Raw genomic sequence first — 23,002 nt, forward strand, 5'->3', positions numbered from 1 at the left:
CGGAGCGATGTCCGGTGAACACGCTTGTGACATAGTCCGCGCTGGACAGACATACGTGAAGTCTGCGTTCGCTGTACGGTATATTGCGAGCCTGATCTGCCAGCGCACATGAGGCGATCAAATCCGTCGCCTCGCCGTCGGCGAGCCCGGACGGTTCTCATGTCGCCAGACCGCTATCGGAACCGTATGCCAGCCTTTGATCTCCGCACCGTCATTCTCATGTCGTCAGTCATGCCTGGGCTGATGTCGCTCGTGATGTTTTCGCTGAGCCGTGGTTTTCCGACGAACATTCGCGGCGTCGGGCATTGGGCGTCGGGGGCGCTGATCGTGTCGGTGTCAGCGATCATGCTTGCGCTGCGCGGCGGCATCGCCGACTGGCTTTCGTTTCTCGTCGCCAATGTCGGGATGATCCTCGGCACGGGACTGTGGCTGATCGGCAGCCAGCTGTTTTTCGGGCGCCGTCCGTCGCGGCGCTTCATTGCCTTGCTGCTGATCGTCGGCATCATCGCGATGAGCTGGACGACGTGGGTGCAGCCGTCCGCAGCGGGCCGCACGCTGTGGATGTCGCTGATCCTGACCTTGACCTACGGGACGCATTGCGTCGTGATGCTGCGTTTGGGCCGCGGCAGCAACACCGCGCTGTTCGTCGGCTCGATGCTGCTGGTCCAGGCGGCCGTGACGGCCGCGCGAGTCGTGACGATGTTCACGCCGTCATGGGCGAACGCCGGACTCTTTTCGGCGGACCTGTTCCAGAAGATCTATCTGACGACGAGCGCGCTGATGTCGCTGACAGTGACGGTCGGCCTGCTGTTCGCGGCGATGGACCGGCTTCGCAATCAGCTCGAACAGCAGTCCTTCATGGACCCGCTGACGGGCTTGCTGAATCGCCGCGCCTTTCTGAGCGCGCATCAGCAGGAACGCGAAAAGACGATGCGCGCAGGCGGGCTCCTTTCGCTGATGCTGATCGATCTCGATCACTTCAAGCACGTGAACGACACGTACGGGCACGCGACGGGCGATCGCATCCTGACCGACTTCGCGCGACGCGTCGCCGACATGCTGCCGGAGCACGGCCACTTTGCGCGCTGGGGCGGCGAGGAATTTGCCGTGCTGCTGCCGCGCGCGCAACCCGACGAGGCGCGAGAGCAGGCCGAAATCATCCGGCGAAGGGTCGAGCGGAAAGAGGATCAATCGCTGCCCGGCTATACGTGCAGCATCGGCGTCGCGTGCATGGCCGCTGCCGACGCGACGATCGAGCAACTCGCGCGCGATGCCGACGAAGCGCTGTACGGCGCGAAGCGCGGCGGCCGGAACTGCGTGCGGATCAGCGATCATGTGATTCTGCTTTAGGCGCGTCAGTGCGGTGAACGCCATTGCGTTCGACACAAGACCCGGTGCCGAAGCGTGCGGACGCAACGACAATCGACGTTATTCGGCAGCGCGGACGGCGCCGCAAGAACGTCTATTGCACCGGCCCGCGACAAGTACTGTGCAAGGGAATACGTCGAGTGCTATCTACTCTTGAAACGCCAGTGCACCAGTACTTCGCTATTGAAACCGGACGCTTGACTATCATCTTGCTGTCGAAAATTTCGGCGTAAAATCCGGCTTTCGCCGCGATGTGCCGGCCTAAAGCCATCACATCAGGTCATCACGTCAGCGATGCATGTGGATCTTATAACTCTATATCTCCTCGCGATCGGAACCCTTCTCGCCAGTTGCGGGATGACGCTCTGGGAGCGTCGCACGCATCCCGGACGCAGCAGGGAATTGCAAATACTGGCAGCGGGATACGCCACGCTTGCCATCGGCTGTGCGGTGGCGCCGTTGCGCCACGATCTGCCCGGCGCGGCGGGCTCTGCGCTAAGCAACCTGATCATCGTCTCCGGCTATCTGCTGATCCTGCACGGCGTCGCATCGTTGAGCAACCGGCAATACCGTGCGGGTTCGATCGGCATGCTCGTTCTACTGGCGCTGGCGTGGGCGGTTGGCGGCACGCGGTGGCAAGAAACCATGTGGAGCTACGTGAGTGCGTTCCCAATCGCGGTGGCTTGCGGCATGACGTCCCGCGAGCTGCTGCGATGCGACGGAATGAAAGGGATGCAGTCGCGGCACATCGCTGCAATCGTGTCGGGCGCCCATGCATTCTTCTATGCCGCGAGAGCATTTGTGTTGCCCGGTCTCGTGGCGCTGTATGGGCAAGGCATGCTGCTGGTTGTCGGCAAGATCACGATATACGAGGGCGTGCTGTATTCGGTCGTTCTGCCGATGACCTTGCTGAGGCTCGTGCGCGACGAAGCCCACGGTCAGCTTCTAAAGGAATCGCAGACGGATTATCTGACCGGTCTTGGCAATCGCAGATGGTTTTTCGAAGAGGGCGCGCGCGTCATCCGCGGTGAAGTGTCCCGGCCAGTTTCATTACTTGCGTTCGACCTGGATCAATTCAAGGCAATCAACGATCGATACGGCCACGAGACGGGCGACGAGGTCCTGAAGTCATTTGGGGATGTCGCCCGCGGCGTGTTGGGACGGGATGCGATTCTCGCGCGTATAGGCGGAGAAGAATTTGCCGCATTGCTGCCTCGACATGACAGCGTTCGCAGCAAAGAGGTGGGCGAGGCTATCGTCAGGCGCTTCGCCGACGCCGTCTCTCACAGGAAGAACGGCGTCGAGATCAGGGGCACGGTCAGCATCGGACTGGCGCAGTCCACAAGCGAAACGCTCACGCTTGCCGACCTGCTGGCAGCCGCCGATCAGGCGTTGTACAGCGCGAAATCGCTTGGCGGGAATCGGGTTGAACTGGCGCAGCCGGCCGCACGCCTGGGATCTCGCGACGATGACGATGAAGTTGCGTCTCGCCGCAGAAGTACTGTTTAACGCTGTTTAAACGCGGGATTTGCGAAGCTGTTGTCGTCGTATGGCTTCGGTCGTTTCTGCCTTTTGAACGCCAGGGTCGGCTACGATAAAAAACGGCCCGCCGGGTGGCGGGCCGCTAAGACAGCTTCGTCGATGCTCGACCGGTTTTTGCCGGATCAGCTGTCGGCGTTTGCCGAAATGAAGCTCGAAAGCGCCGAGTACGGCTGGCTAATCGGAGTACCGTTGATCATAATGCCGTACGTGTTATTGCCGCTGTCCAGCACGTAGTACATCACAGACTGGATGTTGTGGCTCTTTCTCGACCGGTAGAAGTTCGCCAGTGTCGAAGAAATGTAGGACGCGCGATAAGCCTCGGTTTTCTCCGGACCCGTATTCCATTCGGAGATGATGAACGGCACACCATATCGGGCCTTGCAGTAGGTCGGCAGATCGAAGCCCGGACCCGCACCGTCGACCCCGATGTTGAAGATGTCGCCGTACACTTCGTAGTTGTGCCACGTCGTGACGTCCCAGCGCACTTTCGGATAGCCGCCGCTGCCGTCCGGCTGCATGCCGTCCCACAGCGCATCGGCTGCGCCGACATCCGCAACACAGAAGTTGATGCCGCACTTCGCCGACGGTTGAACCGACTTCACGCCATCGATCATCCCTCGCATCACGCCGCGCATGACGGGCCAGTTGGCGTTGTTGAAATCGGAGGCCTTTGTTCCGGCGTACGTGAAGTCCATGACAGTTGCGTCCTGTCGCGTCAGCTCGTTTCCGCATTCATAAAGCGTGACGCCATACGGCTGGAGCGCTTTTGCGATCGTCATGCCGACCGCGAATCCGCGGTTGTATGCGGCGCCTTCGCCGGGAAGCAGCGCACCCGTTGCGTCATACACGCCCTGGTTGACGAGAACGAACAGTGTGAGTCCGGCGGCCTGGAAGGCCTGCGCCAGCTTCGTGACGGCATTCAGTTGCATCGGATCGTCGGTACATCCCACGCGATATGACGTGCAGCCCATGCTCTTCATGATCGCGACGAGCTGCGCGGGCGTGTACGTGTAGTCGAAGTGTCCGTTGATGCCATAGAAGCTTCCGGCCGTCGTCAGCGATGTAGCAAGGCGCGGGTCGTCGCACGGCAACCATCTGTCGAGATCGGCGAGCACGTAGAACTGCCCGCCCGTGCCGCGATGCCAGATCTTGCCGCCATACCACAGCAGAAGCGAAACGTTGTATGTGTTGCCGACGGTTGCGCGGTTGCGGTAGATGACGCCATTGACGACAGTCCAGATTGCGCCCGTCTTGTCGATGATGTACGAAGCCGAAGGAATGGTCGTGCCGTCCGCCGACGTGCCGCCCAGACGCGGATCGTTGCAGGCGTTCCACGTCGTGCCGTTCCATGCGTAGAACTGACCGCCCGTGCCCTGGTGGTACATGCTGCCGCCGAACCACAGCAGCAGCGACACGTTGTACGTATTGCCGACTTTCGATCCGTTTCGATAGATCACGCCGTTGACGACGGTCCATACCGCGCCCGACGTGTCGGTGATCTGCGAAGCGGGCGGAATCGAGGTGCCGTCGCTGGAGGCGCCGCCGCCGCCCAGGCGCGGATCGCTGCTCGCCAACCATGTGGTGCCGTTATACGCGTAGAACTGGCCGCCCGTGCCCTGGTGATAAACGGTGCCGCCGTACCACAGCACCAGCGTGACGTTGTAGTTGTTGCCGGCCTTTACGCCGTTCAGATACACGGAACCGCCGGACAGCGTCCATACGGAACCGTTGTTATCGATGATCGACGATGCGGATGGAATCGTCGTGCCGTTCGCCGATGCAGCGCTTGCGCGCGCTGTCGATCTGGCAACGGGCGAGCTGCCGCTGATGCCTTCACTGCCACCGCCGCAAGCGGTCAGAATGTAGCTGCCACCAAGGGAAGTTAGGAGTCCGAGAAATTGACGTCGTTTGATCATGGCTAACAAGATCCTCGCCGTGAAACTCACCGGCAGAAGTTGCGTAATTCGTCTGGGAGATGCGAGGAAAAAGCGCAGATCGTCCGCTTCAGGGTTTGGAATCCTTGAAGCGCAAACGTTTGACCGACGCGGTGCGTTCCCGTGACAAGTTAAAAGAGCGCGGCAGGTGTCCTGGCCGCGTTACCGCCTTGCCGGCAATAAGTACCTCATTGTCCGTAAAGCAGCAAATGTCACAGACTCGATTAGCACCAAAAACAGTGAATCGGTATTTAATGCCGTTACATAAGTCCGAACAGCGCAAAGTCTACCGGGTTCTAGCGGACGTGCGTAATATCATAAGAAAAAACAATGCAATCACATGGATGCGTCGCATCGGGGAATTCTTTTGCGTGATGCGCGTTCCAGCAAGAGGGTCTTTGCCGAATGATTTGGAATGCGACCCCGTAGATAAGAATCGGCAGATATGACCGGCAAAAAGAGGCCGAATTTTTACCGATTTCGGCTCTAAGAAGTAAGTATATTATTCAGCCCGTGAGTCGGCTTGGGTTGCATCGGAACAGCTTTTACCTGCGCGCCATTACACGCAGTACGGGATGGGCTTCGATGTTCTTCCGCCGGAGTAGCCACGATGCGTCGATGGATCGACGCTCACATTTGCGTTACGCGGCGGCGTACTGCGTATTGCCGTTTTCGCCGCTGGGCGGAATCGTGCTGACGCGTCGACTGGAGCGGGCATTGCGGCTATGGTGCTGTACACATCGACAATGCCTGCGACTTGAATGCAAGAAGCAGTCAACGATGCGTGTGCGTCGACATGCCGCCTGGTTAGCGAATTTCGTTACGCGTGCCAGAGGATTCGATGTCGTTGGGGTGCCCAGTGAGTCGGCGCAATTCGAACGCAGAGTGAAGTGCGAGACCGATGACCGCGCCGATCAGTTCGGCGATCGCGAAGCCAGGCACGCTGGATGGTGCGATGCCCGCGAAACTGTTCGTGAACATGCGGCCGAATGCGGCCGCCGGATTTGCAAACGACGTCGATGCCGTGAACCAGTACGCGGCGCCGATATATGCAGCGACCATGATCGACGCGCGTCCGGCCGGTGCGCGCAGGATAACGAGCAGCAGGCCGGCCGTGGCCACGGCTTCGGCAATCCATTGGCCGGTTCCCACGCGGATCTTGCCTGAAAACGCGACGATGGGCAGATCGAACATTGCATGCGCGAGCCACGCGCCGAGCAGTGCGCCGATCAGCTGCGCAGCGATGTACGGCAGCAGCTCATGTGCAGGCAGTTCGCCACGCAACGTCATGACGGCGCTGACGGCGGGATTGAAATGCGCGCCGCTCAATGGCCCGAATACTTCGATCAGCACATACAGTCCGCCCACGGTTGCCAGTGTGTTTGCGAGCAACGCGATCGCGACGTTGCCGCCCGCAAGCCGTTCGGCCATGATGCCGGAGCCGATCACCACGGCGAGCAGCAAAGCCGTGCCGATCAGCTCGGCGAGAATCTTGCGCTTGAGATCGATCACTGTCGTCACGATTCGGAAATGATTGTGAGCGCTCGCTGGAGCTCGTCGTTGTTCATCGTTTCCAGTGGCAGTGCCAGCAGTTGCAACATCCGGTATCCGATCGCCTGACGGGTGAGTTCGAATGCAACGCGCTTGCCTTCGTCGCCGCCGGGCGCAACGGATGGGTCCGCATAGCCCCAGTGAACCTTGACGGGACTGCCTGGCCAGTAGGGGCATGTTTCTGCAGCCGCACTGTCGCAGACGGTAATGACGACGCGCATGGCAGGCGCGTCGTCGCGCGCAAACTCGTGCCAGCTCTTGCTGCGATAGCCGCTCGCGTCGATGCCCGCTTGCGTGAGCACCTCGACAGCGAACGGATTCAGCCGGCCGCCGGGTGCGCTACCAGCGCTGAAAGCGCGCACGTCCTTGCCGAGTTTCGCAGCGAGATGATTCAGCATGGCCTCGCCGAGCACGCTGCGGGCCGAGTTGTGCGTGCACAGGATCAATACGTTGGTCGTCACAGGTCGCCCGTCGAATTGCGCGCAGCACTCAGCAGCACGAGGAGGACGAGGAAGACTTCACGGGAACGCCAGCCGGTTTGCCCGACGGCGGCGCGCAGCACGCGGCGACCTCCGAGGCCGGCGCAGAGGACTGCGTCTTGCGCGATTCGCCGAACACGGGAATTTCGTTCAGCGTGCGATACGACTCCCATGCGATGCCTTGCGGATCGACGGTCCAGTACTTGTTCGAATTCGCGTAACAGCAGGCCGTACCGATCTGCTCGTCGACGGGCAATGCAGCGCGTTTCAGCCGGTCGCGCATCTCGTCCAGCTCGGCTTCGCTCTCGACCTGCATGCCCAGATGATCCAGGCCCGGCGTCGCGCCGCGCTGCGAGATGGCGAAATTCACACGTGGGTCGTCGAGCATCCATTTCGCGTAATCGCTCTTGACGACGGTGGGCTCGGATGCAAACAACGCGGAGTAAAAGCGAATGCTTGCTGCGAGGTCTTCGACGGCAACGTGAATGTGAAAGCGCTTCATGATTGCTTCTTCCTGGAAGGGGGACATGCTGTCGTTGGCGTGCAGGGATTGCCGCCGCAGCAGTTCTCGGTGAGATAGGCCAGCAGGCCGTTCATCGTTGCAAAGTTCGCGCAGTAGAAGACAAAGCGCCCTTCCTGCCGGCTCGTGACGAGTTGCGCGTGAGCCAGCTCCTTCAGGTGAAAGGAGAGGGATGACGGCGCGACGTCGAGCAGCGCGGCGATCTGGCCCGCCGGCATGCCTTCTGGGCCCGCCTGCACGAGGGCGCGAAACACGGCAAGCCGGGACTCGTGCGCGAGTGCCGCCAAAGCAGCGACGGTCTGATTCATTTCCATATTTCAATGATAGTCGAAATGTTGGAGAAACAGCAAGGAACGCATGCGCCCGCCCGCATTTCGTCGAGCGATTTGGTTCAGCTCCGATGCGATGTCATCTGCCGGGCGAATTTCGGAAAACACGTCGAACTTCGCGCGCATGAGTTTCGAAAAACGAAGAGGATTCAGCCGAACGCACCAAGCCGAATCCTCTCCCACCGATACCAATTCAATAAAGCGGCGTCCCGGCCTTATAAGCACTGACGAAAGATTGCCAGTCCAGATTGACTTGAGCCGCATAGCTGAATGCGAAGCTCGAGATTTCCGATTCCAGTCCGCTCGTACTCGTGATGGCGTCGGTCACCTGCTTGTCGATGCTATAGGTGACGATCGAGCTGTTGTAGTCTTGATCGGAAATCGCGTGAGCCGATGCCAATGCCTGACCCAAATAAGCGGCCGCCGTATTCAGCTTGCCGGCGCTCGTCAACTGCGTGTAGTCGAAATCTTCCTGATACGGCGACTTCTCGTGGAAGTAGTAATTCAAGCCGTTGATCCGTCTGCGTGGTCGTATAGCTCGATGCAGGTAACGTCAGCATGACCTGGTAGAAGATGTGGTCAGTGCCGCGATAGAACGCGAACGCGTCACCCGCCATAGTCGACATCCTGGTCGCAAGCTCCGCGCTGTCCGTGGCCGCGAGAGGATGGTTGTAGTTGTAGATCTGCGTCACGATCCAACTGGGTCGCGAAGTTTGAGCGTGGGCGGAAAATGCGCTCAGCAGGCAGGCGGCAGCGGACAAGGCGATCCACGATTTCTTCATTGTTCTCCCTCGGATAAAGAAAAAGGAGCGACAAAGCCGCCCCTCTTGTTGGTGCGGCGTCATTCAAGCAGCGCGGAGTGACAACGACATGGCGCGTTTCGTAGAAAAGCCCCAAACGCAATGGACGCTGCCATGCGGCAGTTCATCATATGCACTGCGTCGGTGCGCATGGTCATAAAAACTTCATTCAAGTATCCACGCTTAGGGCCGTAAAGAAGACGCGTCCCTTTAAAAGGACTGTCTTCTCTCCGTGCCTCGCAGCCGCGCATCCATGCCGCCGCGACGCATTGCCATTCAGGTCTCCAATGCGCAAGTTAAGTATCAGAACCCGCCTTCTTCTTTTGACGGGCGCCGTTACCGTCATTGCCCTTTGCATCGGCGCAGCGGGATTGATGGGTGTGTCGAGGTCGATCGACACGCTGCAGCAGATGTATGAGGGACGCGCGCAAGCGTTGCAGACGATATCGACCATCAATGAACTCGTCACCGAAACGGTCTTTGCAGTGAGCGACGCGATTCTCGATCCGTCGGCGCAGAAAACGCAGGCGCTCGCGGCAAGCGGTGTCGCGCGCATCGAGCAGGTCGACACGCTGATGAAGCAGTATCTCGCCAACAGCGCATCGGCGGATTCGCGTGAACTCGCGACGAAATACGCTTCGAACTGGGCGAATCTGCGCGACAAGGGTCTGCGGCCGGCCGTTCAGCAATTGAGCGCAAACAGCCTGGCCGAAGCGCAGTGGGTGCAGACGCAAACCGTCGACCCGTTGTCGCGCACGTTGAAGCAGCAGGGCGCGGAGCTGCGCAAGATCGAATTGACGGCTGCTCAGTACGAGTACGAACAGGCGACAAAAGCGGGACACGTCGTCGAGATGCTCGTCATCTGCTTTATCGTCGTCGGTCTGGGCGTCGTGGCGGCACTGTCCGCGTCGATGTCGAGAAGCCTGTTCCGTGAACTCGGCGGCGAGCCGCAAACGGCGGCGGAAATCGCCAATCGCGTTGCGTCGGGCGATCTCTCCGTCGACGTGCCCGTGAAGCCGGGCGACACACACAGCGTATTGTTCGCGATGAAGGCGATGCGCGAACGTCTTGCCTCGATGATCGGCGAGATCCGCCACTCGACGGATACGATCGCCGAAGCGAGCGCATCCATCGCGAGCGGCACGGGCACGCTTGCGACCAGCGCAGAGGAACACGCGGCGAGCATCCAGCAGACTTCGGCGAGCATGCAGCAGCTTGCGTCGATGGTCAGAGCCAACGCGGAACATGCGACTGAAGCTCGCACGCTGGCAGGCATCGCGTCGGGCAAGGCCGGCGACGGGGACCGCGCCGCGAAGGATGCCGGTGCGCGCATGCGCGCACTCGCAGGACAGTCGGGCCGCGTGCGCGACATCACATCGGTGATCGAAGGCATTGCATTCCAGACGAACCTGCTGGCCCTCAACGCCGCCGTCGAAGCCGCGCGCGCAGGCAATCAGGGGCGCGGCTTCGCCGTCGTCGCGCAGGAAGTGCGTGCACTTGCTGAGCGAAGCTCGAAAGCGGCAAAGGAAATCGGCGCGTTGATCAAGGAGATGACAGCCGAAGTGGACCAGAGCGGCGTCGCAGTCGAAGCAGCCGGGGCCACGATTGTCGACTTGCTCGCCGCCGTTCGCGGCGTGGCAAATCTGGTCGACTCGATCGCAGAAGCGTCACGCGAGCAGAGCAACGGCATCGAGCAGGTCAACGCGGCCATTCTCGTGATGGACCGCGTGACGCAGCAGAACACCGCTTTCGTACAGGACGGCGCGCAGGCGTCAGGCGATTTGCGCGTGCAGGCAGAATCTTTGCGGTCGGCCGTGCGGGCCTTTCAGCTTTAACCCGAACTCTTCTCTTTGCTACGCGAGCCCCGGCCGCTGCGTGCCGCCGGGTTCCTCGTGATCGAAGTACCATGCCGACGGCAGTCCCGAGTCGAAAGCGCGCATTGCGCTGGCCAGCGCGCCGCATGCATGAAATGCTCCCGTGCATGACCCGCAATCCGGCGGATTCGGTGTAGCCTGATAGTCCCGAGCGCAAATGGGAGCCGGTATGGAACAGGAGCTGAAGCTGCGGGTCCGCATCGAAGATCTCGACACATTGCGTCACGTGCCTTTGTTTGCGCAATCGAAAGGCGCGGCCGAGGTTCCCCGGTTGTTGACGAGCACCTATTTCGACACGCCCGAGCTTGCCTTTCACGAATGCGGGGCGTCGTTGCGCGTGCGCGCAGTCGGTGACGGGAGACTCCAGACGCTGAAGCTCGAAGGATCGGTTCAGGCGGGCCTGTTCGACAGGAACGAGTTCGAGATGCCCGTCGATGGCGACGTACCCGATCTGAAGCTGCTGCACGACCCGATCCCCGAGGCGAGCGACTGCGGAAAGCTGGTCCGTGACGAGTCCGCAGCGGCTCAGTTAAAGCCCGTCTTTGTCACGCGAATCAATCGAGCGGTTTTTCCGCTGCGCTTGCCGTCCGGAGACGAAATCGAAGTTGCACTCGACGAAGGCACGGTCGAAGCCGACTCAGGCTCTTTGCCGATTGCGGCGCTCGAACTCGAGCTGAAACAGGGGCAGGCGGAGAACCTGTACGGCGTCGCACTGGAACTGCTCGACACCGTGCCGCTGCGCATCGACCGTTTCAGCAAGGCCGACCTCGGCTACGCGCTCCTCATCGCGGAGCACTGCAAGGCCGTGAAGGCGCAACCCGTGCATCTGCAGAAAAGCGATTCGGTCGAAGACGCGTTTTGCAGCATCGTGCGCAATTGCCTCGCTCAGGTTCATGCGAACGAGCGCGGCGTCGTGTCGGGTCACGATCCTTCGAGCGTTCATCAGATGCGCGTGGGGCTGCGTCGTTTGCGCTCGGCGCTCGATCTGTTCGCGACGGTCATTCCCGCTTATGCCGGTCTCGACGAAGAGCTGCGGTGGATCGCCTCGGAACTGGGCGCCGCGCGCGACTGGGAGGTGCTCGCGGGATCGACGCTCGAACATGCGGGCACGAGCGGCAATCCCGAAGAACTGCTGCCCGTGCGCGACGCCTGTTTGAAGATCGCCACCAACAACCGGCAGCGCGCGGCGCAGGCCGTCGAGTCGGTTCGCTACACGCGGCTCGCGCTGCAACTCGCGCTATGGTTGAGCCAAAAGGGATGGCGAGGCGAAATGTCCGACGAGCAGCGCGAAGCGCTCAGCCGGCCCGCGAGGCTGTTCGCCGCGGATGTGCTGCGTCGCCGGCACAGGAAGCTGATCAAGCGCGGCAAGGGGCTCGCCGATATCGACGATCGCCGTCGCCATCGCGCCCGCATTGCAGCGAAGAAAGTGCGATACGCGACCGAGTTCTTCGCGTCGCTTTGTCCGAGGCGCGTCGTGCAACACTACGTCGGTGCCCTGGCTGAGCTGCAGGACGATCTCGGCTGGCGCAACGATGCCGTCGTCGCCGATGAACTGCTGAAGTCGCTGCCGCGAACGTCGCCTGAGACGGCTGCGGGCGCCGCCTTTGCACGAGGCTTTCTCGCGTCACGCGTCGCCGCCGATCATCGGACATTGAAGAAGCTCTGGAAACGCTTCAGACGTCTTTCGCCGCCGCACTAACCCGAGTACATCGTTATCACGTGTCCGGTGGTCAGGGCGCGAAATACGGCGCACCTGACAAGATGCTTTCCATATGAGTTTCCATATCACGCGGCTTCCGGCCGAAACGCGTGATGTGGTATGTCGTGCGCAACGATCGGCTCCGCGCTTTCGCTCTGGCGATCCGTCGATGGTAAAGATGCTTCCGGTTCCAACGCGGCAAGCGGGTCCAGAATGCTCGATGCGTGATGCAGACAGACCCATTCCAGATGATCAGGCGTTTGCGGATCGAATTCGCGCATCCAGTTTGTCCCGCAGACGCGGCACTGGTAGTTCTGTACGAGCACGGGCTTGCGACCTAGCGGACGCAGCTTTTTCGGCTTGTGCGTCGCCCGCAATCCGTCGTGTGGCACGGTTGCATCGCTGCATTGCATCCGGTCGCAGGCTTCGCAGGACATTTCAGTCGGGTTCAGCGAAAGAGAAGCCGACTATAGCAGCGTAAACGGCCATGTGTGCAACCAGTCCGATTCAAATAAATACCGCATAAGCAGTGCATAAATAGCGGATCGTATTCGAACGATTTATCAGTTGATCGATCTGCTGAACGAATCGCACGAGGTCGCGGCGCGTGTCGGCGCAAGCGCAGACACGGCAGTTTCGCGAGTCGTTACGCGCGCTGCGCGGCGCGGATCGCGTTGACAGGTTTTGCCCGGATCGCCAGCATCGGCTCGCTCCTCTATCATTAGACTTTTGATTCCTGAATGCCTGGGGGAGCGCGTTGCCTGCGCGTCTGTACAAAGCCGCGAGCGCTGACCGGTGGCGCTTCATTGTGCTTTACCTCTTCATGACTTTCGGTCTGCTGATCGCGGCCGGTCTGTTCCTGCACGAAGCCCGCGTCATCATCAGCGACAGCCTGCTGGATGAAGATGCCGTTGCCGTATTGAGCCAGGCAAATCGTGTTCTTCACGATCTGGAAAACGCGGAGACAGGGCAACGCGGGTATCTGCTGACGGGTGACGAAAGCTATTTGCAACCGTATCGACAGGGTGTTCGCGACCTCGACGACTCAGTCCTCCGGCTGCATCGGGTCGTGGCTGGTGACGAGCTGTCCGAAGCGCTCGTCGATGCCGTCGAACATGTGAAGACGGACAAGATTAGCGAACTGGCGCAAACAGTCGAGCTCGTGCGCACGGGGCACAGCAATGACGCGCTGACGCTGATCCGTACCAACGAGGGCGAGCGTTACATGGACGCGCTTCGCGACGACATGGGGCAACTGCTGGACCGATGGCAGCAGAAGCGCAAGGCTGCCGCACGCGATGCGCACGAGCGCCTCGTGTTCGGAACGGCCGCGCTGGCAGTCGTTGCCGTTCTCGTCGGCTGCCTGATGATCTACACGCTGCATATCCAGCGCCGCGCGTTTGCGAAAGTGCACGCATGGTCTGCCGCGCTCGACCGCGAGGCCGCACACGATCCGCTGACGGGCCTGCCTAACCGGCGACGCCTGTTGTCCGCGATCGATGCGCTGAATGCGCAACTTCATTTCGCCCCCGAACGACGCATCGCGCTGCTGTTCCTCGACATCGACGGTTTCAAGAGCGTCAACGACACACTCGGTCATAGCGCCGGCGATGCATTGCTACGGCGCCTCGCCGATGCGCTGCGCGAAGCGACGAGACAGAGCGACGTGCTCGCGCGCGTGGGTGGCGACGAGTTCGTTCTGCTCGCGCCGGATTGCGGCGACGACGCGCAACTGCGAGAACTTTCGGAGCGGCTGATTCGCTGCGTGCGCGTGGTCGGCGAGAGGGAGTTCGATGGCCGCTTCGAAATTGGCGTGAGCATCGGCATCGCGACATTCCCTGATCGCGTGCAGTCGGTCGAGAAACTGCTCGATGTCGCCGATGCCGCGATGTATGTCGCAAAGCGCGGCGGCCGTTCGACGTGGAGCTTCGGTGTTTTGTCGGAACAGCATCCGTCGAATGTCGTGAGGCTGAAAAGATGAGGCACCGGATAACGAATGCCCGTCGCCGTCGCACGACTCACTCTTCAGCAATTTCGATTGCTTGATCGATATTCACCGATTCACGCTCCTAGTTCCGGCCATTAGACTGTCTGCAGGATGAGTTGCAGGAATCGGGTATCGAACGTGGACAGTGTCAATCTCGAAGTATTGAAGTCCAGCGCGCGCTGGCTCGATGAGGGACATCGCGCGCTGCTCGTGACGGTGGTGAAGACGTGGGGCTCGTCGCCGCGTCCCGAGGGCGCGATGCTCGTGGTGCGCGACGATGGCGCGGTGGTCGGCTCGGTGTCGGGCGGCTGTATCGAAGACGATCTGATCGATCGCGTACGTCAGCGCGGCATCGAGCAGACGAAACCCGAAGCGGTGAAATACGGCATCACGGCAGAAGAGGCGCATCGTTTCGGCCTGCCGTGCGGCGGCACGATTCAACTCGTGCTGGAGCCGCTGACGAAAGCGAGCGGCATCGCCGAACTATGTGAAGCCGTCGAAGCGGGGCGTCTCGTTGCGCGCATGCTCGATATGGAAACGGGCGTCGCGAGCCTGGGACCCGCGCAGGCCACCGATGGCGTCGACTTCGACAACAAACGTCTGCTGACGATACACGGCCCGCGTTATCGGATGCTCGTGATCGGCGCGGGGCAGTTATCGCGCTATCTGTGCAATATCGCGGTGGGGCTCGACTATCAGGTGACGGTGTGCGATCCACGCGAAGAGTACACGGATGAATGGGACGTGCCGGGCACGAAAGTGGTCCGTACGATGCCCGACGATACGGTACTCGACATGAAACCCGACGAGCGCTGCGCAGTGATTGCGCTCACACATGATCCGAAGCTCGACGATCTCGCGTTGATGGAGGCATTGAAGACGCCCGCGTTTTACGTCGGCGCGTTGGGCTCGCGGCGCAATAACGCGGCGCGGCGCGAACGGCTGAAAGAATTCGATCTCACGGAAACCGAACTCGCGCGGCTGCATGGGCCGATCGGGATTTATATCGGCAGCAGGACGCCGCCTGAAATCGCCGTGTCGATTCTTGCTGAAGTGACGGCGGCGAAGAACGGAGTGATCATGCCGCCGTCGTTGCAGGTCGGCGCTGCAAAGACAGCGCACGGCATGGTGTCGTCGTTCGTCGATTCCGAACTCGCGTGCTTCGCGTAGCACAGGCGTCCACAACGCCCACGACGTTTACTTCACGCTGGCCGCCGTATCGAAGGGACTCAACTGCGCGGCCGCGGCGAACATCTGCGTGAACTCGTCGAGCGCGGCGAGCGTATCGCGGCCGCTGCGCGTGATCCTGTAAAACGAAAACTCCACCTCCGGACGAATCACGTCGATCCGCACCTGATAGTGGCGGCAGATGTGCTCGCAGAACGAAGGCATGATCGCGACGCCGAGCCCTTCATGCGCCATCGCAATCGCCGTCTGCAAATGCCCGACGACCGTGCGCCTTCCCGTCGTCACTTCTTCCTTCGACAGCGACGCTTCGATCAGGCGCTGCAACGGGTTGTCCTTGGGCAGCGTGATCATCGGCAGCCCTTCGAGCGCGCGCCACTGCACGCCGTCGCGCGGCACCTTGCCGATGCCGTGCGCGCCATCCATCGTCGACGACACGACGACGAGCCGCGTTGGAAAGATCGGCACGCGATCGATACCGGAGAGCTGCGAGAAGAACACGCCGAACGCCGCATCCAGGTCGCCTTCCTCGACCATCTTCAGCAGTTCGCTTGGCGGGCGATCGACCAGTTCGATCTGCGCTTGCGGACTGGTCTCGGCGAAGCGCGCGAGCACTTGCGGCATCAGGCTCGCGGCGATCATCGGCGTGCAGCCCAGCAGCAGCGAGGCCTTCTTTTGCCGGCCCAGCTCGTTCAGCTCGATGACGGATTTCTCTAGCGTCTCGACGATCTTCATCGCCGTCGGATAGAACAGGCGGCCCGCTTCCGTCAGCGCGACGGTGCGTGTCGTGCGCTCGAACAGCCGGCAATTGAGTTGCGTTTCCAGCTCGCGAATGATCGCGCTCAGCGCCGCCTGACTCAGATGCATGCTCTGCGCCGTCTTCGTAAAGCTCGATGCGTTCGCGACGCCAAGAAAGACTTTGAGTTGTTTGAGGGACAGGTTCATCGACGGCGATCCTCGAAGGCAGGGCAGGACAGAGCTGCCCGGATTCTATCGCCGTGCAGGCGTATCCGCGACCGGGACAAGCCCGATCGCGGATACCGGGCCGCCATCGAGCGGCGGCTGTGCTTGACGCGCAAATGTCGTGACAGCGCGATGTGGGCGCCGAAGGCGCGCTTTAAGCGAATGCGTAGCGGCCTTCGCTGTCGCGGACGATCGCGCGCGCGGCGCCCGTATCTTCGAGCCAGCGCACGATTTCGCGGCCGTCGCGCGTGCCCGTCGCCGACATCAGTTCGGTGAAGCGCTTCGGTCCGTGCTCCAGAGCGGCTTCGAGCGAGTCGAAGCGCGCGCCCGTGAATGCGGGCGGCGTCGGCACGCGATGTTCGAGATCGCGCTCTTCGCCCGGACGCAGCAGCGGCAGCGTCAGGTCAAAGCCGACCTTTGCCGTCACGTTTGCGCCGCCCAGCGACGGATCGAGCGGCATCGCGCGCATGCCGGTGTGCATCACGAGATCGCGGTCGGCCTGGAAGCGCGTGGCGAGCGCCCAGTCCATCTGCTCGTCGGAGAAGATGTCGATATCGTGGTCGACGACGAATACATGCTTGACGTTCGCGAGCGACGCGAATACAGCCGAGATCGCATTGCGCGCCTCGCCGGGCACGCGCTGTTGCATCGCGACGCGCACATTGAACATGCCGCCCGTCGCGGGGCTCGCATAGACGCCCCTGATTTCGCGCACGGCGGTTTCGAGCGCGCGCCAGACGGTCACTTCCGTGCGCAGCGCGGCCAGTTGCGCGGTATCGGTGCGCGCCATCGTGCGGCCGCCGATCGTGCACGTCTGGAACACGGCATCCTTGCGATGCGTGATGGCCGTCAGATGAAACACCGGGTTCGTCTTGATGCCGCCGTAGTAGCCGAGGAATTCGCCGTATGGCCCTTCAGGCTCCGCGTGGCCGCGTTCATCCAGATAGCCTTCGAGGATGAACTCGGCGTCGGCGGGCACGAGCAGATCGTTGGTCACGCATGTGACGACGCCCATCGGCGCGCCGCGCAGCGCCGCGACGAGTTCGAGCTCGTCGGCGGGAATGCGCATCGTCGCGCCGACGTGATCGATGGGATGCGTGCCGACGGCGAACGCGATCGGCAGCCGCTCGCCGCGCTTCGCATGCGCAATCGCAATCGCGCGCAGATCGGACGGCGCGACGAGGTCGATACCCGCCGTGCGTCTGCCACGCAGCATCAGACGGCGAATGCCGACATTGGTCCAGCCGGTGTCGGGATCGACGGCGAAATCGATCGACGCCGAAATATACGGCGCGCCGTCCAGATCGTGCTGCAGATGCACGGGCAGCGCGGTGAAATCGCAGTCATCGCCCGTCAGCACGACCTGTTGCACGGGCGCTTCTTCGCGGCGCACTTCGACGAGCTTGCCTTTCGTGCGCAGACGCTCGCGCACGACTTCGAGCAGTTGCGCCGGCGTCGTGTCGAACGCTTTGGCAAGGCGCGAACGGCTAGCCGCGACGCTGCCCGCGAGCGATACCGCGCCGCCCGACGGCTGCTGAAACCACACCGCGCGCGGATTGCCTTCCATGATGCCGGCGACGTCGGCGAGATCGACGGGCTCATCGTGCCGTTCGAGCTCCGTTTCGTCGAGCGAAGCGAGGAAGCGGCGCAGCCGGAAGCGTTCGAGGTCGGGCAGTTCCGCGCCTTGCGCGGTCGAAGGGATGGCGGTCTTGGGTCTCAATGTAGTGGTCCTTAGGCTGAGGGCGGCACGCTGCGCGCAGTCGTTATCGCTATCGTTAGAAACGCGCCGACAGCGCGGTCGCGGCAAGATGCGCGGCAAAGCCGCTCGCGCCGCTTGCGGGCATTTCGGGCGCGAGATGCAGGAACTGCTTGACGGCGCGCAGCGTGACCGCGCTGCAGCCGAGCAGCGTTTCGGTGAGCGCATCGGCTTCGTCGTCGAGCGACGCGGCGGCCACGACGCGGCTCACGAGCCCCGCGACGAGTGCTTCCTGCGCGGACAGCCGCGCGCGGCTCAGCACCATGTGCGCAACCGTCTTTACGGGCACACGTCCGATCAGCGCGGACATCACGAGCGTCGGCGGAATATCGCGTTCCATTTCGGGAATCTGGAAGACGGCGTCGTCGGCGGCGAGCGCGACATCGCACACGCCCGCGAGCGCGCAGCCCACACCGATCGCTTCGCCGCGCACCACGGAAAGCACGGGTACGCGCACGGCCTTCAGTGCGTCGTAGAGCGCGAGCGGCGGCGCGGCAACCACGCGCCGCAGCGTTTCCGCCGACGGCTTCGCGCCCGCGGGCGGCATCGGCGACTGGCGTCCCTTGCAGAAGTCCTTGCCGCTGCTGACGATGCGCACGAGCTTCGTGTCGTCGTCGATCGTGCTGACGGCGGCGATGATGGCATCGCTCATCGGCTGGTCGATCAGGTTGCCGTTCTCGGGCCGGTCGAGTTCGACTTCGAGCAGCGTGCCCTTGCGACGGATAGCGACGGATTCAGTTGACATGTGCGCCTCCTTGCGCGCGATGGATGTATTCCCAGACGACCTTCGGCGTGGCGGGCATCGCGAGTTCGTCGTTGCCGTAGGCCTTGAGCGCGTCGGCCAGCGCGTTGAAGATCGTGGCCGTCGCGGGCGTGATGCCGCTCTCGCCGCCCCCTTTCACGCGCAGCGGATTGCCGTGCGTCGGGTCTTCCGTCAGCTCGACGTTGAGCGGTGGAATCACGCCCGCGCGCGGCATGCCGTAGTCCATGTACGAGCCCGTCAGCACCTGCCCCGTATCGCGGTCCATATAGAAGCCTTCGGACAGCGCCTGGCCGATGCCCTGCGCGAGACCGCCATGCACCTGGCCTTCGACGATCAGCGGATTGATCGGCTGTCCGACATCGTCGACGGATGTGTAGTTCACGAGCTGCACGACGCCCGTATCGGGGTCCACTTCGAGTTCGCAAATCGCGGCGCCCGTCGGATGCGCGGGCACGCGCGTGTTGACTTCCGCGTGCGCGTACAGCCTCTTCGTCGACGGATCGCCGGGCAAGCCGTCCTTCGACACATAGTGCGCGACTTCCGCGAGGCCGATGCGCTGGCCGGAGGAGGGCGTCGTGAACCATGCGTCCGCGAACGCGACCTGCGCCGGCTCCACGCCGAACAGGCCGGCCGCCACCTGCTTGCCGATCGCGACGATCTGCTGCGCGGTATCGACGAGCAGCATGCCGCCCAGACGCATCGTGCGGTCCGAGTGGCTGCCGCCGCCGACGCTCACGAACGCGGTATCGCCCGTGCGCAGCTTCACGGCTTCCATCGGCACGCCGAGGTGATGCGCGATGACCTGCGCGAACGTGGTCTCGTGGCCCTGGCCCGTCGACTGCGTGCCCGACACGATATCGACGCTGCCGTCAGCGCGCACTGTCAGTTCGATCCGCTCGCGCGGCGCGCCGACGGGCGATTCGATATAGTTCGCGAGGCCGATGCCGCGCAGCCGTCCGTTCGCGAGCGATTGCGCGCGGCGTTCCTCGAAGCTGTCCCACTGCGCGAGCGTCAGCGCGCGCGCCATGTTGCGCGCGAAGTCGCCGCTGTCGTACGTAAGACCCATCGGGCTGCGATACGGCAGCTTGTCGTGCGGCACGAGATTGCGGCGGCGGATTTCCGCGCGGTCGATGCCCAGTTCGCTTGCCGCGAGATCGAGCATCCGTTCGATTACGTGCGTCGCTTCGGGACGGCCCGCGCCGCGATAAGGCGCGGTCGGAACCGTGTTGGTCAAGACGGCGCTCACGTGCACGGCGGCGACGGGGACGTCGTAGACGGACGTCATGATGCGCGTGCCGTTCGACATCGGCACATACGAGACGGTGTGCGCGCCCACATTGCCGATCCACTCGTTGTCGATCGCGAGAATGCGGCCGTCTTTCGAAAAGCCGATTGCGGAGCGGATGATCGCGTCGCGCCCCTGGTAATCGGAGAGGAAGGCTTCGCTGCGATCGCTCGTCCACTTCACGGGACGCCCGACGCGGCGCGCGGCCCATACGACAGCCAGCTGCTCGACATAGATGAACGAACGCGGCCCGAAGCCGCCGCCCGTGTCGGGGCACACGACGCGCATCCGCGCAGGCGGCACTTTAAGCGCAGCGGCGAGGCACAGCTGCTGGCGCACGGCGCCCTGGCTGCCGGAGATCAGCGTATAGACGTCGGTGGCCGGGTCATGCATGCCGATCGCGCTGCGCGGTTCCATCTGGCAGTTGACGAGCCGGCTGTGATGAAACTCGCGGCGCACGACGTGGTCGGCTTGCGCGAGTATCTGGCGTGCCGCTTCGCGATCGCCGATCTGCGTCTGGAAACACAGGTTGCCATGCGCGCCGTCCCACAGTTGCGGCGCATCGGCTTGCATTGCATCGGCGGCATTGACGACGGCGTCGAGCACGTCGTAATCGACTTCGATCAGCTCCGTTGCATTGCGCGCCTGCAACGGCGTTTCGGCGATCACCATCGCAATCGCTTCGCCGACGTAGCGCACGCGGTCGATGGGCAGCGGCACGTGAAGCTGGTCGAAGATCGAACCCGTCAGCGATGTGAGGAAAGCCTTCTTCGTCGCGTCGACGGCATCGACGGGATTCGGCACATGGTCGACGCCCTGAAAGCCGTCGTCGAGATAGTCCTGGCCGATCAGCACGGCGATCACGCCGGGCGCTTCCTTCGCCGCGCCGATGTCGATCGAGCGCAGCGCCGCGTGCGCATGAGGCGAGCGCAGAAAGGCCGCGTGCAACTGGCCGTCGACGTGAATGTCGTCCGTGTACTGGCCGTTGCCGGTGACGAAGCGCTGGTCTTCGACGCGAGGTATCGGTTTGCCGATCATGACGCGTGTTCCTCCGTCTTCGCGAACGGCGCATCGGGGTACATCTCGCGCGCGGCGTGGCGAACGGCTTCGATGATGTTCACATAGCCCGTGCAGCGGCAGATGTTGCCTTCCAGCGCGTGACCGATGCTCGCGGTATCGAGAGCAGGCTCTTCGCGCAGATAGAACGCGCTCGCCATGATCATGCCCGGTGTGCAGAAGCCGCACTGCAAGCCGTGGCATTGGACGAACGCGTTCTGCACTGGATGCAGCTTGCCGCTGCATCGCGCGCCGCACTGTTCGCCGAGGCCTTCGATCGTGACCACCTGTCCGCCGCTCGCCTGGGCGGCGAGCACGGTGCAGGACTTGACGGCGTTGCCGTCGAGATGGACCGTGCATGCGCCACACTGGCTCGTATCGCAACCGACGTGCGTGCCCGTGAGCCGCAAGTGCTCGCGCAGGAATTCGACGAGCAGTGTGTTGTCGGGCACATCGCGCGTAACGTCCGTGCCGTTCACCTGCAATTGGACTTCAACCATGATTCACCTGTATGTCCCCGTTCGTGCGTTCGTGCGTTCGTGCGTTCGTGCATTCGTGCGGGTAAGCTCATTCCGCAGCGGCTTCGCTGGCGGCGCTCAGCGTTGCGTTGAAGCGTTTGAAGAACTCGGCGGCGAGCTTGTTCGCGACCGACGTCACGAGCCGCGAGCCGATCTGCGCGAGCTTGCCGCCGACCTGCGCTTCGGCGACATAGGTGAGCAGCGTGCCGTCTTCGGCATCGGCGAGCGTGACGGTGGCCGTCATCTTGCCGAAGCCCGCAATGCCGCCCTCGCCCTGGCCGACGAGCCGGTAGCCGTTCGGCGCGTCGCGCCCGGACAGTTCGAGCGTGCCTTTGAAGCGCGCCTTCACGGGGCCGACGGACGCGACGACGACGGCCTTGTACTGGTCTTCGTTTTCAGCCGTAAAAGCTTCGCAGCCGGGAATGCATTCCTGCAGCACTGCCGCGTCGTTGAGTCCTTGCCATACCTGTTCGCGCGATGCCGCGATGGTTTGCGATCCGGTGAATTCCATCCTGTTCTCCTGATTGAGCGGGCGTCCTTACGACGCGAGCAGCGCCTGCAGTGCGCGGCGGGTATAGGTTTCGATCAGATGCGCGCGATACGACGCCGACGCGTTGTCGTCGTCGGGCAGCGTTGCGCGGTCGATGAAGAGCGACGCGAGCGCGGCCTCCGACAGATCCTGCTGCAACGCGGCCTCCGCCTCGAACCAGCGGAACACCGATGCGCCCGCGCCCGTCACCGCGATGCGAATCGCGTCGTCGTACTGCGCGATGAACACGCCCGCGACCGCATAGCCCGACGCGGGATGCCGGTACTTTGCATAGGCGGCGCGGCGAGGAATGGCGAATTCGATTGCGGTGACGAGCTCGGCCGGTTCAAGCGCGGTTTCGAATGTGTCGATGAAAAAGTCGTCGGCGGGAATGCGGCGTTGCGACGACGTGATGACATGCGCGTTGAGCGCGAGCACGGCACAAGGGTAGTCCGCGGCGGGATCGTTGTTCGCGACCGAGCCGCCCATCGTGCCGCGATTACGCACCTGCGGATCGGCGATCAGGCTCGCCAGGTGCGCGAGCGCGGGAATCGCTTCGCGCACGACCGGGGATGCGGCAACCTCCGCATGCTTCATCAGCGCGCCTATGTGCAGCGTTTGCAGCACGTGGCCGCGCACGTCGATCCCGCGCAGTTCGTCGAGCCGCGTCAGATCGATCAGATGCGACGGCGCCGCGAGTCGCTGCTTGAGCGTGGGTATCAAGGTCATGCCGCCCGACAGCGGCCGCGCTTCGTCATGCTCGCGCAGCCAGTCGACCGCTTCGGCAAGCGATGCTGCGCGCAGATAGGTAGTCTCGTACATGTTGTCTCCTGCAGCATGCGCGTCGCCGCGTCTTCGTCGCGC

20 protein-coding genes and 1 pseudogene are annotated in these 23,002 nt (G+C 62.6%); 6 read left to right on the plus strand and 15 right to left on the minus strand.

The features are described 5' to 3' along the window. Positions 1–219: 219 nt before the first annotated feature. Positions 220–1,350 (plus strand): GGDEF domain-containing protein, encoded by a 1,131-nt coding sequence (locus BMW76_RS14090; RefSeq protein WP_245763219.1) that lies wholly within the window; start codon positions 220–222, stop codon positions 1,348–1,350. 312 nt (positions 1,351–1,662) lie between these two features. Next, positions 1,663–2,877, plus strand: a complete 1,215-nt coding sequence (locus BMW76_RS14095) for a GGDEF domain-containing protein (protein ID WP_090865883.1) — start codon at positions 1,663–1,665, stop codon at positions 2,875–2,877. Positions 2,878–3,032: 155 nt separating this feature from the next. Here the strand turns inward: BMW76_RS14095 and BMW76_RS14100 are convergent, their stop codons facing one another. The 7 genes and pseudogenes from BMW76_RS14100 to BMW76_RS42810 all read right to left on the minus strand — a co-directional run. Continuing rightward, positions 3,033–4,826, minus strand: coding sequence for a hypothetical protein (locus BMW76_RS14100; protein WP_090865885.1), 1,794 nt, complete (start codon positions 4,824–4,826; stop codon positions 3,033–3,035). An 825-nt stretch (positions 4,827–5,651) separates the two neighbouring features. Further along, a complete protein-coding gene (locus BMW76_RS14105) occupies positions 5,652–6,356 on the minus strand; it encodes an aquaporin (protein WP_090866111.1) in 705 nt (234 codons plus the stop codon). Positions 6,357–6,361: 5 nt separating this feature from the next. Further along, positions 6,362–6,856 (minus strand): arsenate reductase ArsC, encoded by a 495-nt coding sequence (locus tag BMW76_RS14110; RefSeq protein WP_090865887.1) that lies wholly within the window; start codon positions 6,854–6,856, stop codon positions 6,362–6,364. A 28-nt stretch (positions 6,857–6,884) separates the two neighbouring features. Beyond that, entirely contained in the window at positions 6,885–7,376 is a 492-nt protein-coding gene (locus BMW76_RS14115; protein ID WP_090865889.1) for an ArsI/CadI family heavy metal resistance metalloenzyme, read from the minus strand. Continuing rightward, entirely contained in the window at positions 7,373–7,708 is a 336-nt protein-coding gene (locus tag BMW76_RS14120; RefSeq protein WP_090865891.1) for an ArsR/SmtB family transcription factor, read from the minus strand. Before BMW76_RS14120 ends, BMW76_RS14115 begins: the two co-directional genes overlap by 4 nt. A gap of 208 nt (positions 7,709–7,916) precedes the next feature. Then, positions 7,917–8,231, minus strand: coding sequence for a DUF2252 family protein (locus BMW76_RS41850; protein WP_245763220.1), 315 nt, complete (start codon positions 8,229–8,231; stop codon positions 7,917–7,919). A gap of 34 nt (positions 8,232–8,265) precedes the next feature. Further along, positions 8,266–8,568, minus strand: a pseudogene (locus BMW76_RS42810) (DUF2252 family protein); the annotation flags it as partial. 242 nt (positions 8,569–8,810) lie between these two features. On the opposite strand from BMW76_RS42810, the gene BMW76_RS14130 reads away from it, so the two are divergent. Next, positions 8,811–10,358 (plus strand): methyl-accepting chemotaxis protein, encoded by a 1,548-nt coding sequence (locus BMW76_RS14130; RefSeq protein WP_090865893.1) that lies wholly within the window; start codon positions 8,811–8,813, stop codon positions 10,356–10,358. 208 nt (positions 10,359–10,566) lie between these two features. Beyond that, positions 10,567–12,096 carry a CYTH and CHAD domain-containing protein gene (locus tag BMW76_RS14135; RefSeq protein ID WP_090865895.1) on the plus strand — a complete coding sequence of 510 codons (1,530 nt, stop codon included), beginning with the start codon at positions 10,567–10,569 and terminating at the stop codon, positions 12,094–12,096. Positions 12,097–12,182: 86 nt separating this feature from the next. Here BMW76_RS14135 and BMW76_RS14140 read toward each other — a convergent pair whose 3' ends face one another. Continuing rightward, complete coding sequence (locus BMW76_RS14140; protein ID WP_143062259.1) at positions 12,183–12,488, minus strand: hypothetical protein; 306 nt, start codon at positions 12,486–12,488, stop codon at positions 12,183–12,185. 431 nt (positions 12,489–12,919) lie between these two features. Between BMW76_RS14140 and BMW76_RS14145 the strand changes: the two genes are divergently transcribed. Further along, a complete protein-coding gene (locus tag BMW76_RS14145; protein ID WP_245763221.1) occupies positions 12,920–14,077 on the plus strand; it encodes a diguanylate cyclase domain-containing protein in 1,158 nt (385 codons plus the stop codon). Positions 14,078–14,221: 144 nt separating this feature from the next. Continuing rightward, the gene (locus BMW76_RS14150) at positions 14,222–15,253 is read left to right on the plus strand and encodes an XdhC family protein (RefSeq protein WP_090865903.1); all 1,032 of its coding nucleotides are present in this window, start codon (positions 14,222–14,224) and stop codon (positions 15,251–15,253) included. A 27-nt stretch (positions 15,254–15,280) separates the two neighbouring features. On the opposite strand, the gene BMW76_RS14155 is transcribed toward BMW76_RS14150, so the two are convergent. From BMW76_RS14155 to BMW76_RS14185, 7 genes are all read right to left on the minus strand, one after another. Beyond that, positions 15,281–16,213 carry a LysR family transcriptional regulator gene (locus BMW76_RS14155; protein ID WP_090865905.1) on the minus strand — a complete coding sequence of 311 codons (933 nt, stop codon included), beginning with the start codon at positions 16,211–16,213 and terminating at the stop codon, positions 15,281–15,283. Between the two features lie 172 nt (positions 16,214–16,385). Next, positions 16,386–17,951: a UbiD family decarboxylase gene (locus BMW76_RS14160; protein ID WP_090865907.1), complete on the minus strand. Its 1,566-nt coding sequence runs from the start codon at positions 17,949–17,951 to the stop codon at positions 16,386–16,388. Positions 17,952–18,006: 55 nt separating this feature from the next. Then, a complete protein-coding gene (locus BMW76_RS14165; RefSeq protein WP_090865909.1) occupies positions 18,007–18,732 on the minus strand; it encodes an enoyl-CoA hydratase/isomerase family protein in 726 nt (241 codons plus the stop codon). Further along, positions 18,722–21,073, minus strand: coding sequence for a xanthine dehydrogenase family protein molybdopterin-binding subunit (locus BMW76_RS14170; RefSeq protein WP_090865910.1), 2,352 nt, complete (start codon positions 21,071–21,073; stop codon positions 18,722–18,724). The genes BMW76_RS14165 and BMW76_RS14170 overlap by 11 nt, the downstream gene beginning before the upstream one ends. Continuing rightward, a complete protein-coding gene (locus BMW76_RS14175; protein ID WP_090865912.1) occupies positions 21,070–21,591 on the minus strand; it encodes a (2Fe-2S)-binding protein in 522 nt (173 codons plus the stop codon). Before BMW76_RS14175 ends, BMW76_RS14170 begins: the two co-directional genes overlap by 4 nt. Positions 21,592–21,658: 67 nt before the next feature. Then, a complete protein-coding gene (locus tag BMW76_RS14180; protein WP_090865914.1) occupies positions 21,659–22,120 on the minus strand; it encodes an SRPBCC family protein in 462 nt (153 codons plus the stop codon). 27 nt (positions 22,121–22,147) lie between these two features. Then, complete coding sequence (locus tag BMW76_RS14185) at positions 22,148–22,960, minus strand: FAD binding domain-containing protein (protein ID WP_090865916.1); 813 nt, start codon at positions 22,958–22,960, stop codon at positions 22,148–22,150. Between the last annotated feature and the right edge of the window lie 42 nt (positions 22,961–23,002).

The sequence above is a fragment of the Paraburkholderia diazotrophica genome (assembly GCF_900108945.1).
Taxonomy (GTDB): domain Bacteria; phylum Pseudomonadota; class Gammaproteobacteria; order Burkholderiales; family Burkholderiaceae; genus Paraburkholderia; species Paraburkholderia diazotrophica.

What these genes read in the sequence shown, in the direction of transcription:
- BMW76_RS14090 (WP_245763219.1), top strand. Translation starts at nt 220, where the DNA reads ATGTCGTCAGTCATGCCTGGGCTGATGTCGCTCGTGATGTTTTCGCTG.
- BMW76_RS14095 (WP_090865883.1), top strand. Translation starts at nt 1,663, where the DNA reads ATGCATGTGGATCTTATAACTCTATATCTCCTCGCGATCGGAACCCTT.
- BMW76_RS14100 (WP_090865885.1), bottom strand. Translation starts at nt 4,826, where the DNA reads ATGATCAAACGACGTCAATTTCTCGGACTCCTAACTTCCCTTGGTGGC.
- BMW76_RS14115 (WP_090865889.1), bottom strand. Translation starts at nt 7,376, where the DNA reads ATGAAGCGCTTTCACATTCACGTTGCCGTCGAAGACCTCGCAGCAAGC.
- BMW76_RS14120 (WP_090865891.1), bottom strand. Translation starts at nt 7,708, where the DNA reads ATGGAAATGAATCAGACCGTCGCTGCTTTGGCGGCACTCGCGCACGAG.
- BMW76_RS14130 (WP_090865893.1), top strand. Translation starts at nt 8,811, where the DNA reads ATGCGCAAGTTAAGTATCAGAACCCGCCTTCTTCTTTTGACGGGCGCC.
- BMW76_RS14135 (WP_090865895.1), top strand. Translation starts at nt 10,567, where the DNA reads ATGGAACAGGAGCTGAAGCTGCGGGTCCGCATCGAAGATCTCGACACA.
- BMW76_RS14145 (WP_245763221.1), top strand. Translation starts at nt 12,920, where the DNA reads ATGACTTTCGGTCTGCTGATCGCGGCCGGTCTGTTCCTGCACGAAGCC.
- BMW76_RS14155 (WP_090865905.1), bottom strand. Translation starts at nt 16,213, where the DNA reads ATGAACCTGTCCCTCAAACAACTCAAAGTCTTTCTTGGCGTCGCGAAC.
- BMW76_RS14165 (WP_090865909.1), bottom strand. Translation starts at nt 18,732, where the DNA reads ATGTCAACTGAATCCGTCGCTATCCGTCGCAAGGGCACGCTGCTCGAA.
- BMW76_RS14170 (WP_090865910.1), bottom strand. Translation starts at nt 21,073, where the DNA reads ATGATCGGCAAACCGATACCTCGCGTCGAAGACCAGCGCTTCGTCACC.
- BMW76_RS14175 (WP_090865912.1), bottom strand. Translation starts at nt 21,591, where the DNA reads ATGGTTGAAGTCCAATTGCAGGTGAACGGCACGGACGTTACGCGCGAT.
- BMW76_RS14180 (WP_090865914.1), bottom strand. Translation starts at nt 22,120, where the DNA reads ATGGAATTCACCGGATCGCAAACCATCGCGGCATCGCGCGAACAGGTA.
- BMW76_RS14185 (WP_090865916.1), bottom strand. Translation starts at nt 22,960, where the DNA reads ATGTACGAGACTACCTATCTGCGCGCAGCATCGCTTGCCGAAGCGGTC.